13 protein-coding genes are annotated in these 12,274 nt (G+C 37.3%); 4 read left to right on the forward strand and 9 right to left on the reverse strand.

Translation table 11 applies throughout. From position 1 onward, the window contains the following. Positions 1-1,067: Fic family protein (locus AC07XN_RS20075; RefSeq protein ID WP_494744328.1), on the reverse strand; the 1,067-nt coding region annotated here is incomplete at its 3' end. 444 nt (positions 1,068-1,511) lie between these two features. Between AC07XN_RS20075 and AC07XN_RS20080 the strand changes: the two genes are divergently transcribed. Both AC07XN_RS20080 and AC07XN_RS20085 read left to right on the forward strand, forming a co-directional pair. Next, complete coding sequence (locus tag AC07XN_RS20080; protein WP_309923552.1) at positions 1,512-2,237, forward strand: 3-keto-disaccharide hydrolase; 726 nt, start codon at positions 1,512-1,514, stop codon at positions 2,235-2,237. A 183-nt stretch (positions 2,238-2,420) separates the two neighbouring features. Beyond that, positions 2,421-2,984 carry a carboxypeptidase-like regulatory domain-containing protein gene (locus AC07XN_RS20085; protein WP_494744329.1) on the forward strand — a complete coding sequence of 188 codons (564 nt, stop codon included), beginning with the start codon at positions 2,421-2,423 and terminating at the stop codon, positions 2,982-2,984. A gap of 140 nt (positions 2,985-3,124) precedes the next feature. Here the strand turns inward: AC07XN_RS20085 and AC07XN_RS20090 are convergent, their stop codons facing one another. The 6 genes from AC07XN_RS20090 to AC07XN_RS20115 form a co-directional block, all read right to left on the reverse strand. Beyond that, the gene (locus AC07XN_RS20090) at positions 3,125-3,826 is read right to left on the reverse strand and encodes a DUF2490 domain-containing protein (protein ID WP_494744330.1); all 702 of its coding nucleotides are present in this window, start codon (positions 3,824-3,826) and stop codon (positions 3,125-3,127) included. A gap of 7 nt (positions 3,827-3,833) precedes the next feature. Further along, the gene (locus AC07XN_RS20095) at positions 3,834-4,469 is read right to left on the reverse strand and encodes a DUF4956 domain-containing protein (protein ID WP_494744331.1); all 636 of its coding nucleotides are present in this window, start codon (positions 4,467-4,469) and stop codon (positions 3,834-3,836) included. Continuing rightward, positions 4,444-5,244, reverse strand: coding sequence for a polyphosphate polymerase domain-containing protein (locus AC07XN_RS20100; protein WP_494744332.1), 801 nt, complete (start codon positions 5,242-5,244; stop codon positions 4,444-4,446). The genes AC07XN_RS20095 and AC07XN_RS20100 overlap by 26 nt, the downstream gene beginning before the upstream one ends. Next, positions 5,234-5,716: a hypothetical protein gene (locus AC07XN_RS20105; protein ID WP_494744333.1), complete on the reverse strand. Its 483-nt coding sequence runs from the start codon at positions 5,714-5,716 to the stop codon at positions 5,234-5,236. The genes AC07XN_RS20100 and AC07XN_RS20105 overlap by 11 nt, the downstream gene beginning before the upstream one ends. Before the next feature lie 274 nt (positions 5,717-5,990). Beyond that, the gene (locus AC07XN_RS20110; RefSeq protein WP_494744334.1) at positions 5,991-7,427 is read right to left on the reverse strand and encodes a CotH kinase family protein; all 1,437 of its coding nucleotides are present in this window, start codon (positions 7,425-7,427) and stop codon (positions 5,991-5,993) included. A gap of 220 nt (positions 7,428-7,647) precedes the next feature. Next, entirely contained in the window at positions 7,648-9,123 is a 1,476-nt protein-coding gene (locus AC07XN_RS20115) for a CotH kinase family protein (protein WP_494744335.1), read from the reverse strand. A 393-nt stretch (positions 9,124-9,516) separates the two neighbouring features. Here AC07XN_RS20115 and AC07XN_RS20120 point away from each other — a divergent pair, with 393 nt between their 5' ends. Together AC07XN_RS20120 and AC07XN_RS20125 are read left to right on the forward strand one after the other, a co-directional pair. Further along, positions 9,517-10,611: a sensor histidine kinase gene (locus AC07XN_RS20120; protein ID WP_494744336.1), complete on the forward strand. Its 1,095-nt coding sequence runs from the start codon at positions 9,517-9,519 to the stop codon at positions 10,609-10,611. Continuing rightward, on the forward strand, positions 10,608-11,339 hold the full coding sequence (locus tag AC07XN_RS20125) for a LytR/AlgR family response regulator transcription factor (RefSeq protein WP_494744337.1): 732 nt from the start codon (positions 10,608-10,610) through the stop codon (positions 11,337-11,339). Before AC07XN_RS20120 ends, AC07XN_RS20125 begins: the two co-directional genes overlap by 4 nt. A 138-nt stretch (positions 11,340-11,477) precedes the next feature. Here the strand turns inward: AC07XN_RS20125 and AC07XN_RS20130 are convergent, their stop codons facing one another. Further along, on the reverse strand, positions 11,478-12,071 hold the full coding sequence (locus tag AC07XN_RS20130) for a hypothetical protein (RefSeq protein ID WP_494744338.1): 594 nt from the start codon (positions 12,069-12,071) through the stop codon (positions 11,478-11,480). Then, a partial coding sequence (locus AC07XN_RS20135) for a hypothetical protein (protein WP_494744339.1) occupies positions 12,047-12,274 on the reverse strand: 228 nt, incomplete at its 5' end. The genes AC07XN_RS20135 and AC07XN_RS20130, both read right to left, overlap by 25 nt.

Raw genomic sequence — 12,274 nt, forward strand, 5'->3', positions numbered from 1 at the left:
GTATAATCTTGAGAGAAAATTGTAATAAGAGTATGGTTTACATAATAATTATTTTTTCCAATCTTGTATTTAGTAAGTAACCCAATCTGGACTAATTGGTCTAAATACTTTGTTGCAGTGATTCTTCCTACTTGTAAATCTTCTTGAATAAATTCTATTTTGGTATATGGATGTTTAAAGAGATTATTCAATAAATCTTGGCTGTAAATTTTAGGTAATTCAGTTCTAATCTTTTCCTTATAAACCTGCATTAATTGACGTAAGTCTTTTACAATACTTATACTTTGTATAGACGTTTTCTCAATAGCAATGAGCATAAATTTTACCCAATCAATCCAATTTTCATGGTCACGGACATTTTGAATAAGCCTGTAATAGTCGGATTTATTTTGGTTAATATAACGGCTTAAATACAGAATGGGCAAATTAATTAATCGTTGTTTCTGTAAATATAATACATTCATAATTCTACCAGTACGACCGTTCCCATCGTAAAATGGATGGATGCTCTCAAATTGAAAATGAATAAGTGCCATTTTAATCAAATCATCTAAATCGGATATTTCATCATCATTAATGAATCTTTCAAGGGAATTCATCAACGACACAATTTCATCATTTTTTTGTGGGGGCTCATACACAACCTGACCAAAGTTGTTTTTAAGACTTGTTCCTGACACTTTTCTAAAACCTGCTTTATTCCTTTCTAAATTTTCCTGAATTTCAAGAATAGTCCTATTCGTTAACAATGTACTTTCCTTAACTAATTCATAACCTCTTTTAAGGGCAATTGCATAATTTTGTACTTCTTTGGCAGCAAGAAACTGAACTCCTTCAATATTGAGCTCTGCCTTGAATAATTCATCATGAGTGGTTATAATATTTTCAATAGCAGAACTGTCTTTCGCTTCCTGTAAAACCAAGGTGTTGAGTAATAAATATTGATTTGGTATTGATTCTGCTACACCCTTTAGTTCTGCTAAAGCTGTGCGTGCTTTATTTACCATCTTTAAAACGTCTTTAGTTTCTATGTCTATTTTAGGAGGAAACTCTGCGATATTCCACATATTTTTCTTTTATAGTAAAACTCTAAATATTTAGTTAGAGATATTGTTATAAACAAATCTTCATGAAACTACTATCAAATACCAATTAGTTTATAGATTTTGATTATCAAAGATAGAAAATTGAAGTGGTTAATAGTATTTAATCATTTTCGAAAGAATAACATTAATGAATAATTCCGGCTTCGTTGGAATTATCTCCAACGAAACGTGCGTGAACAACAAGCCAAGCGACTGCATCTTTAAATACACTATTATACAAATTTCAACCATATAGTACAGCGTTCAATATCCTGTAAATTTGCCTATAATTACAATATGTTTTGCTGCGTACTTAGCTTTTTTACATGAAATATTTATAGCCAAAGTAAGGCTATTTATGAGTGACGTGCCGATAATGAATATGAGTTAACTTTTATCCCCAATTCCAAGAACAATCAAATACTTATGAAAAATGTATTAATCAAGTTGGCTACTGTATTAAGTCTAACTGCAGTTGTGTTGTCATCATTTACCATCCAAGAAAATAATATCTTGACAGAACAAGAGAAAAAAGAGGGTTGGATTTTACTATTTGATGGTAAAACCACCAATGGGTGGCATATTTACAATAAAGGGAAAATTCCATCGGCATGGATTATCCAGAACGACGAGTTATACTGTAAACCAGATACCTTTAAGGTTGAACATGGCGATTTGGTTTCAGATAAGGTTTTCCAGAATTTCGAGCTAAAATTTGAATGGAAAATCAGTGAAGGGGGTAACAGTGGCGTTTTTTTCAATGTCATTGAAAAAGAAAGTATTCCAACGGCTTGGGCTTCGGGGCCAGAATATCAATTGTTAGAGGAATCTCATCCCGACTTTGCAATAAGCCCCAAAAAACGTTCTGGTTGTTTGTATGGTTTTTATCCCCAAAAGAATGTAGCACCAACCAAACCTGCCAGCGAATGGAACCAGTCGATTATTAAACAAGTAAATGGTCAGGTGCAGTTTTATCTAAATGGCATACTAACTGCGGAACAAAACCTTAATGCTAAAGAATGGAAAGCACTAGTGGCCAAAAGTGGATTTAAGTATTTCCCTCAATTTAGTAAATCTACCAAAGGGAGTATCGCTCTACAGGATTGGTCGAAAGGAATATCATTTAGAAATATCAAAATTAAAAACCTTTAGCGTTTTGCACCTGCAGTGGGGTTAAATACTAACAGTAAAGCCTTGTCGGTAATATTTCCACAGGCAAGGCTTTACGAAAGGGTGTAATTCACCCCATTTTCTAAGGGATTCAACACATTTCCCACTTTTGGGTCAGTCATCGCTTTAATATTGGACATGATTTTCACAAACCTCAGTCATGCCATGAAAAAGCTCCTTACTTTTATTTTTTGTCTCTTTACTTTTTATCCTGTTTTCTCACAGTCTTCCCAAAAAACGCCTCATGCTACCAAAGGCTTTGTCATGGATTCAACAACTGGCAAGCACGTAGCTTTTGTAAGAGTTACGCTCAAGAACCTACAAAATAAGGCCGTCAGCCTGCAAACGAGTGATACTGAAGGAAGATTTATTATCCATAACCTCCACGAAGGAAATGATTCTCTAGGCATAAGTTGCATTGGTCATGTAGCAAAAAATATTACTATCAGACCCAATGATTCTGGAGAAAATGACCTCAATATATTGTTACTCATTCCCGAAGCACGAGAATTAAAAGAGGTGACGATAGTAGCCAATAAAACACTCATCAAAGAAGAGGTTGACCGTATGGCTCAAAAAATACTAAGCTCCTCCGATGCTACCTCCAGTCTGAAAACAAATGTAGTTGCTACGTCTGGTTATACTATTGAAAATATGGATAATACCATTAATATCATTTATAATAGGGCGAAATATACTTGGTATTTTCGTGTAGTGTGGAGGGAATAGGCTTAATGCAATTAAGCCCTACCATTATTTTACACGTTTAAAAAGTAGGGACATATTGCATATGTCCGCATTCCCGACGATAATGGTCGAGTGCAATATGTCCGCATTCCCAACGATTACCAAATTACGATTCCAGACATTTATTCATCCACACTAATAATCCGCTTTTTCTTTTTCCAAGGCTTTAGCGTAAACTCTAAATCAAGCCCTGCAATATGGTTAGTCCGTAATTGTTTATGTGAATAATCAGGCACCCATAAATAGTATAAGTTTACCTTAAAACTTTTGTTTACCTCATATTTCAATCCCGCCGAATTACGAAATCTATCGAAAGCCAAGCTATTATCAAGCTCTACAAAAGGTTCTGTATAAGCATATACATCCAACCTTCTAGTCAATTTATATTTACCTGTAAAGCGTGTCCGTAGAAAAGCATCCGTATCCGACTGCTCGTCGTCGCCAATAAAATATTGTTTCTGATACTGTATCATCGGTCTGATAGAAGCCCTAAACCTACCTATTTCTTTTTGAGCCTCAATCCCCAAAGCATAGCGATGATACGTACCTTTATCCACCATCGCCAAACGATAACTACTTGTTATTTCAAAGGTATTGCTCAGGCGTTTATCTAGTTGTCCGTACACATACGACCCCTTATAGTTGCTCGCATCATCTGCTAAACGCATACGATATTGCCCTGATACCGACCATCTTTTGGGCAAATCTAGTTTAATCGACGCTCCGTACCACGTCTGAAAATCGTTGTAATCTTTAGTGCTTTGCCCATGCATCAAAGTACTCATCAAGCAAAGACAAAGTATATATAGCCGTGTATTTTTCATGGTTAGTTTAGTCAAAATAGTAAATAATCATACGGGTAGCATCTCTCAAAAAATCAATCGATTCTATCTCAACTCGTTGTACATTCAGCCCAGTTCTGTTTTGTAAATCTTCTAACAACTCCTGACGTCTGCTGAGGTGAATCAACTCTATTCGTTCATAAATGATTGATTTTGAGTGTTCTTTTTTTACCAGCCATTTGCTTTCCAATACACTGGTTGTGATTAACAAAATACCATTCAATGCCGAAAGCTCATCCCACCCTCCTTTGCTTACTGCCGATAGCAAACCAATGGCGATTACCAAAAAGAGATAGGTCATATCACGGGTAGAGATGCTTTCGGTGCGATAGCGAAGCATTGAAAAAACGGCAAATAACCCAAAGGCAGCCCCCATAGACATCTCTACATTATTCAATAAATTGGTAATGAGAAAAATGGTAAGGTTGAAGGTGAAAAAAGTGAAAAACTGCTCTGTTTTGTGGTAGGTTCTGTAATAAATAAGCCTTACCAAGATGGTAGTAGCAATTAAATCAATGGTTAGTCGTAAAAAAAACTTGGGTGATAGTTTGTCCAATAATTCAAACCCAGCCCCTTGAATATTCTGTAAAGTATCTGTACTAGCTATGTCCTGCAAGAGCATCATGTTGTCTGATTAATTTAGTGATTTTTAGTAAATGTGGTTTAAAACGATTGTATTTTACGCCCTCTATCAAGCTGATAATGCCAAAGCAATATTTACTGATAGAGCCTTCTCGGATGTGGTATTTTTTCATGAGTTCGATAAAGTGCGAAGCGCCCTTTTTCTCTTGTTTTACCTCCGCAATCACAATCGTAGGGTACGCCTTTTCTTTGTCGTCGTTCTTGAAACAGAGTTCTAAATCTATCGTCAGCCTTTCCAGATGATGTTTGCTAACAAGCGTGATTCGCCTATAAAACACCCAAAGCACGCCCTTTAAATCGTTGGGGTGGAAAGGAGAATGTTTTTCAAGGAAATCACGCTCATTATCTTCATCAATCATCGGTTTATCATACTCAGTTGTTCTTATTCTTTTTTTCAGGGTTCTGCCTTTGTTGTTTTTAAATTTTATCTCAAAAAACTGTAAATCAGACCCCACATAATTGCGTGTACGAACTTTATAGCGATTCAAACTACCCGTTTGGTGCTGATGATATAGCGCCATCTGGTTATCTTCATCAAAATATTGGGTTTCATACGCACAAATACGCTCATGGTTGACCACCACTACTTTGTAATGTTCACGGGCTTCTTTTAATAGCTCTGGCAGTAACCAAAGTGGAATGACGTATTTTACATCCACCCTATCCATCAGCTTTACCTTGTCCATTTCCGCCAACGTGATAGGCTCAAACCGTGCTATTTCCTTTGTGATAGTCTCTAACAAACTATTAATTCCCATAGATGTATTTCTTTATTTGAATGGTTTTGCCTTGTGCGTCGATGGTTTTTCGTTCTGTCCTAAATCCTTTGTTATCTATCGTGTAGATTTGCTTGGCTTCTAAGGCATTCAGTTCATTATATTTCCATTCCTCTTTTTTCTCGCCGTTGATGTCGTATTTATAAACTTCCCTACTTATTTGCTTGCCATTGGCATCCTGCACAATTTCCTCTACCTTATCTTTTTCTGAGTTGTATTTGTTAAGGGTTTTGGTTTGGATATTGCCTTTTTTATCAAAATTGATTTCCTCGATTACATTACCGTTATCATCCAGTTTCTTCTGTACATCTGTTCGTTTGGTTTCTTTCCCTCCGCTGACGTCAACAATTATTTCAGTGATGTTTTTTACACGGTATTTTTTAAGGTCTTTTTTGCTTTGTCCGAATAGTTGCGCACTTAAAATCAGGCATAAAAATGTTGTTGTGGTTTTCATATTGATATGTTTGTATTGGTTAATTCTTTATTTTGGGTATCTAGCAATGAATTTATACCGTTTAAAAAAAAGGGTTCATATTTAGAAGATTCAAAAAATATTTCATTATTTAATAATTTGATTTATAACAATTTCTCCCTTTTGTAAGACCTTACTTTTCTTGTCTTGACACAAGAAAAGTAACAAAAGAAAGTCAAGAAATTCCGAAACTCGCTTCGCTCAAACAGCGGAATTTCAGAAAATGCTGACGCTCATTTTAAAAAACTTTAAAAACTCACTTTACAAAAGCCTTCACCGCCGTATTTCTCGTTACAACGTGCGTTTTCAAGGCTGTAATTGCTGTGGCAAAATCGCTGGCACTGCTCAGGTAAGTATAGCCTTTTTGTTCGGGTTCAGAGCCTGTCACATAAGGGGCAATTAGGGTATAGTTTTTATCCAACATCGCATTTACATTAGCAGTCGTAAAAATATTATCGTTAAATTCTTTTACGTAAGCCTTGTATTTAGCATAGTAGGTGGCATCATCCGCCAAATACCTAATCAATGGCCAAGCATTGGTTACTTCCGTCATCGCCAAGGAAACCCCTTGCTGATTATTACCCTGTCCACCCTGTCCACCTGTACTGCTAGTGGTCATCGAAAGGTTAAAATCCCAGGGAATCCATGTTATTTTTTTAGTGGAATGAGTATAGAGGTAATAATTATGAGCCATCGCTCCGTAAGCATCCCAATTCACAATGACGTTGTTGACCGCTAGCATTTTCAAATAATGATCTACATTAAAAACCTTTTCCAAATCACTTCGCCACTGACTCGCATTGCTCGTGCGTGTACTAGCATTTAGGGCAGTTATGAAGCTTTGTACATCCGAGTAATCAGCGGCTGTTTTGTTATTTTTCTTCTCAAAATCGTCTTGTACAAAAGTTTTTAATGCCGACTCTGGCTTGTAAATATTACCATCGTCTTCACCAAACTGATTTTTTATCATCGTGTCGTCTATTACTTCTACCATTGTGTACACACCACAATATTTTAGCCCATCACCGAAATTGATGTACACTTTATAAAAGGCAGTTTGAGCACTTGGAATGCCCGCTGCTCTGAATAAATCACTTGCTATTTTATCCCTCATTAGCGAGTTATCATTATATCCCGGCGACATCGAGAATTCTTTAAAGCCATAAAAACGTTGATTTTTGATTTCGGGATAGGTATCTTCAAACTCATCAAAATTCAATTTAAAAGGCAATTTATAGTTGCCACTTCGCCATGCTCCCGATAAACTAGAGTTTCCTTTGAGCCTGAAACCAGTGTGATACCATTCTTTACCGTTGAATTTTACTGAGGTGGCTACATAGATAGGGTCGCCAGTGATGAGATCTAAGCCACCACCACCAGCGTTCCCACCCCCTCCGCCACCGGGATTTGCCCCGCCAGGCATCCCAATGCCAGATGAACTTGCACCAAAATCTGACCCAGATTTGGTTTTCATATCACTTTTGATGGTCTGCCAATCTGCCGACGTCATCGTAATTTCAAGCGTATTTACTTTATCCTGTGGAAAAGCCACATCATAATCTGGGCTAACGCTGTTGCCATGAGACGCTTCCGTCCAGTCGGGTGTAGAGGCACTTATTTCATCGTTTACCTTGCACGAAGACAAGGCCATTATTCCCATTAAGAGAAAGGCCCCTAAGCTGTTGATTTTCATATTGGTTTATTTGTATGGGGTAAAAAACCTCACCCCTAGCCCGACTACGCGTCCCGCTCTCCTCCAGAGAGGGGAATCTTCGAGTACTCGTTTCTCCCCTCTCTGAAAAGAGCGGGACGCGTAGTCGGGCAGGGGGTGAGGTTTATACATCGAAGACCAGCCCCATATTCCAACCGTTGCATACGTGTAGATGAATGTCGTGTTTGTGTAGATAGATTATTTATTCCATCAAAAAAGTCTGAACAGCCTCTTGTCGTGCCTCAATGTGTTTCTTAAGCCCTTCAAATTCCTTTTCAAAAGCATTTACATCAGTCAATTGCGAATAAGGCTTTTGTTCTAACGCCACCAAAGGTTTTAATAATTGGTAGTGTTCATCCAACAAAGCGTGCATTTTGGCAGGTGTGAAAATATACACACTAAAGGCCTTTACATAGTTTTTGTATCGTTTGGCATATACCTCATCATCCATCAAAAAACGGATTAATGGCCAGCGGTCTGTTACCTCTTTTTGGGATAACGACCCACTTTTCCCCATCATAGGAGGCATCTCTCTCCCACCCGTCGGCATAGCAGGGGCATCGCCTTGTTGCATGGTTGGGTTAAAGGCAGGCATCCCATTCATATCGGGCGGCCCCGCAAAACCACCACCACCTCTGCCAGTTTTCAGCGATTCATTATTATCCCAAGGAATCCACGTAAGGTGCCCCAGCGGAGAATTGTAGAGGTAAAAGTTATGCGCCATCGCTCCGTAAGTATCCCAATTAACCGCCACAGCATTGACGGCTAACCATTTCAAAAACTGGTTTACATTGAATACGCCCTCTAAATCGCTTCGCCATTGTGCAGCATTACTGGTGCGCGACGACGCATTTAATACCTTAATCAACTGCTTGATGTCGCTCCAGTCGGCAGGAGAACTTTTTTTATTTTTTCTTTCAAAAGCAGTACTATCAAACCTTGCGAAGGTGGATTCTGGCTTATAAATATTGCCCGACTTCTCGCCAAACTGTGTTTTAATCATAGTGTCGTCTACTACTTCCACCATCGTATAAATACCACAATATTTTCCACCTTCTCCGAAATCAATATATACCTGATAATAAGCAGTTTGCGGAGCATTGATGCCTGCTTTTTGAAAAATTTCGTTCATTACTTTTTCTCTCATTAACGAATTATCACCCATAGCAGGTGACATGGAGAGTTCTTCAAACCCATAAAAATCACTTCCTTTTTTGATGTATTTCCCAAAGTTTAGTCTAAAGGGTAATTTATAAATCCCTTGTCCCCACGACATCATCAAGCTAGAATTCCCTTTTAGTCTGAAACCCACCTGTTGCCAAGTACTATCTTTAAAAGTAAGTTTCGCCGAAACGTATGGTGGGTCTTTTTGTATCATCTTCATCGGAGAACCCCATTGCCTATCCTGTCTGTTTGGAGTATTTCTATCAAAGTTAGGCGGAGGCATATTGGGCATTCCTCGTCCGTTTTTCATGGTGCCAAATTCAGTCTTTAAAATGTTTTTCATTTCTGACTGAATATGTTGCCAGTCTTCTTTCTTTAAGGTAATGACCAATTTGTTTACCTTTCGTTGAGGGAAGACGATGTCATATTGTGGGTTTTCGTGGCTGGACTGTGCAAGTATTGAACTAGCCAGAGCCGAGCAGAGGATAATAAGAATGAATTTACGGATAAACATGGTTATAGTATTTTATGATTGGGAAAGCAACCTCTTGATGTTTCATTTGTAGTAGAGAAATTACGCTAGAAGCCTTAGTAACATTTACAGTAGGTACAATTCGACTACGTATCCTGCTCTCCTTTCTATTAGCGGGTGACTTAAGTCACCCGCTAATAGAAATAGGTTTTAACCGCTACATCTTCAAAGTAACACACCAACGAGTTACTGAATAAATGAGTGTAGAATACTAGATTACTTGTGTAGATAAAAGCCCAATTTGAAGGCATTTTCAATCAAAATATGCACAATGAATGTATTGATAGACACTTGTAACGACCTCAAAACTATATCAGTAAATAAAAGCGTAACTTGACACCAAATTTTTGATAAACTTCTCGTTGTATTCATGCTATGAAGTATTTAGAGCGATATTCCTTTTTAATACATATTTTGGGGTGGTTGGTGTTTATTTTAGCCCCCATTTCTTTCTTCCCATTCTCTATAAAGGAAAGCCTGAAGTTTTACCCTTTTCTGGTCTCCAACCTTATCAACAACTTTTTATTGATAGGACTATTTTATTTCAACCTACATTGGCTGACGCCGAATACCCTTCAAAAAGGCACATGGGGTACATTCATCGGTTTATTGCTAGGGGCATTCATCGTCATGTTTGTAATCGATAAGGTGATTTTTGACGTTACTTTTGATGATATGCCACGACCAAGACATGATGGTCCACCACCATTACATGGCGAGGGGCGTCCGCGACCGTTTTTCGCAGGGCCACCCATGATGCTCAATTCACCTCATTTTTTGGGGATGTTTGTCTCGTTTATTTTGGTGGTAGCACTCAGCAGTGTGATTGCCCTCTGGAGAGAACGCACAGAAAATAAGGCTATCCAACAGCAAATTATTTATGAAAAAATAGCCGCAGAATTGGCGGTGTTGAAATTGCAAGTAAGCCCTCATTTTCTGTTTAATACCCTTAATAATATTCGCTGGCTTGCACGACAAAAATCTGAACAAACAGAAGGATATATTCTCAAGCTTTCAGACTTGCTACGGTACATGATTTACCATGCCAACCATGACAAAGTAGCTTTTTCGCAAGAAATAAAGTACCTCAACGATTATATCGACTTGCAACGCATGAGGCTGATTGACCCTTCAAAGGTAATATTTGAGGTAGAGGGCGATACGGAAACCTTGATGATAGAACCCATGTTGTTTATTCCCTTTGTAGAAAATGCCTTTAAATATGGCGTGCATAGTCAGCAAGATACGCCCATTGAATTTCGTTTGTCTATCAAGGACAAAGTATTACACTTTTATAGTAAAAATGATATTTTTACGGGAAACTCTCCTTTGTTAGAAGAAGAGTCTGGCATTGGGATTCCGAATGTAAAGAAGCGACTAGCCTTGCATTATCCCGACAAACACCAGCTTAGTATTAACACTGAATGGGGACAGTTTGAAGTAAATTTATTGATAAACCTGAGCGCATGAAAATACGTTGTTTGGCTGTAGACGATGAGCCATTTGCCCTGAATATCTTGGTAGATGATTTACAAAAAATACCTTATCTTGATTTAGTAAAGTCAACGACCAATCCTTTAGAAGTGTTTGACATCTTGAAAAAGGAAACGATAGACTTACTTTTTATTGATATTCAAATGCCTAGTCTGACTGGCATACAATTGCTCAAAAGTCTTTCCGAATCGCCTATGGTGATTTTTACGACGGCTTTTGAGCAATATGCCCTACAAAGCTATGACCTGAATGTGGTAGATTATTTATTAAAGCCCATTGCCTTTGAGCGCCTGCTGAAAGCAACTAACAAAGCCAACGAATTATTTATTTTAAGGCAATTGTCTAAAACTACTCCTTTGCCAACAAGTGAAGAAAATGAGCCTGATTGTTGTTTTGTGTATTCGGAATACAAGGAAATTAAAATCATGTATGATGAAATTCTATACATAGAAGGCTTGAAAGACTATGTGAAGATTTATACCGTAAAATGCCCTCAGAAGCCTATCCTGACGCGATTAAACCTAAAGGCAATGGAGGTGAAATTATCTGAAAAGGTATTTTGCCGAATACACAATTCCTATATCGTCAATTTAAAAAAGATAGACAGTTTTCAGAAAACCAAAATCAATATAGGGCCTATAGAAATCCCGATTGGTAATCGTTTTTTTGATTTTTTTGAGGAGAGGTATCGGGGGAAGCGGTAAATGTAGGGCTGAATTGCATTTGGCCGTTTCCGATATAGGCTGAATGCAATTCAGCCCTACTTTTTGAATCTCGACCAGCCACGGAGGTAGGGATTCAAACCCTAAAACCTTCGATATTATAGTAGTTTTGATGAAAGCCTAATTGATTATTCTTTCTAATGGTCTAAAATATCCTTTAATGCAATTAATATTTTTCACACATATTTGGATATGATTTTTATCTTTAAATCCTGCACCTTCATATAGTGCATTCCCTTCCCAGAAAACTCCTCTAGCAGAATCGAATTCTTTTTCACCAGTTGCTTTCAAAAAACCATGTAAAGATTCAATTACTGCACAATCGAGTTCTCTCAGAGCTAAATCTTCATCTCTACCTTTATTCTTTGGCATTGGTGTACCAGATGCCATTAATGTAGTAGATAGTATCTCGTGCCCTTTTTTTAGTAGTTCAAAGTTTTTAGAATCCAATAAGTCTAAGCAATATCCTAAGTCAATAATAGCTCCAATAACAGAAGGTTCTTTTATAATAGAATTTTTCCTTTTACTTGATTCAATTGCCCATTCCATGGCTCTTTTTGGGCTGTTGTCCCAAAAATATATGCCATTTCCTAGCCAATCATATATATTGATTTTAGGTTCTAAATCTTCGGTAGAACTATTGATAATTTTATCAACAATACTTTTGTCTGTACCATGAAAACCAAGAATTAGACCAGTTCTTGAGGTATACATATATCTTTGTATCTATCTTCAAGGTCACCTTCTTTATCTACAATCCCTGCATCCTGTAGAAACTGCTTAGATGATTCCTTACTTTTTTTTATATTTTCTATGAAAGCATCCATCTTCAATAGAAGTTCATCAACTTTTCTGTCTTCCATAACTTTATTATTTATATACAAATATATGTTTTTAAATAATTTTAACGATATGAT

Source organism: Arcicella sp. GW458-12-2-14-TSB2 (genome assembly GCF_059423785.1).

Bases quoted from the DNA above. Each gene is read 5' to 3' on its own strand.
- AC07XN_RS20085 (WP_494744329.1), top strand. From the start codon at position 2,421: ATGAAAAAGCTCCTTACTTTTATTTTTTGTCTCTTTACTTTTTATCCT.
- AC07XN_RS20120 (WP_494744336.1), top strand. From the start codon at position 9,517: ATGAAGTATTTAGAGCGATATTCCTTTTTAATACATATTTTGGGGTGG.
- AC07XN_RS20115 (WP_494744335.1), bottom strand. From the start codon at position 9,123: ATGTTTATCCGTAAATTCATTCTTATTATCCTCTGCTCGGCTCTGGCT.
- AC07XN_RS20095 (WP_494744331.1), bottom strand. From the start codon at position 4,469: ATGATGCTCTTGCAGGACATAGCTAGTACAGATACTTTACAGAATATT.
- AC07XN_RS20080 (WP_309923552.1), top strand. From the start codon at position 1,512: ATGAAAAATGTATTAATCAAGTTGGCTACTGTATTAAGTCTAACTGCA.
- AC07XN_RS20100 (WP_494744332.1), bottom strand. From the start codon at position 5,244: ATGGGAATTAATAGTTTGTTAGAGACTATCACAAAGGAAATAGCACGG.
- AC07XN_RS20090 (WP_494744330.1), bottom strand. From the start codon at position 3,826: ATGAAAAATACACGGCTATATATACTTTGTCTTTGCTTGATGAGTACT.
- AC07XN_RS20110 (WP_494744334.1), bottom strand. From the start codon at position 7,427: ATGAAAATCAACAGCTTAGGGGCCTTTCTCTTAATGGGAATAATGGCC.
- AC07XN_RS20125 (WP_494744337.1), top strand. From the start codon at position 10,608: ATGAAAATACGTTGTTTGGCTGTAGACGATGAGCCATTTGCCCTGAAT.
- AC07XN_RS20130 (WP_494744338.1), bottom strand. From the start codon at position 12,071: ATGTATACCTCAAGAACTGGTCTAATTCTTGGTTTTCATGGTACAGAC.
- AC07XN_RS20105 (WP_494744333.1), bottom strand. From the start codon at position 5,716: ATGAAAACCACAACAACATTTTTATGCCTGATTTTAAGTGCGCAACTA.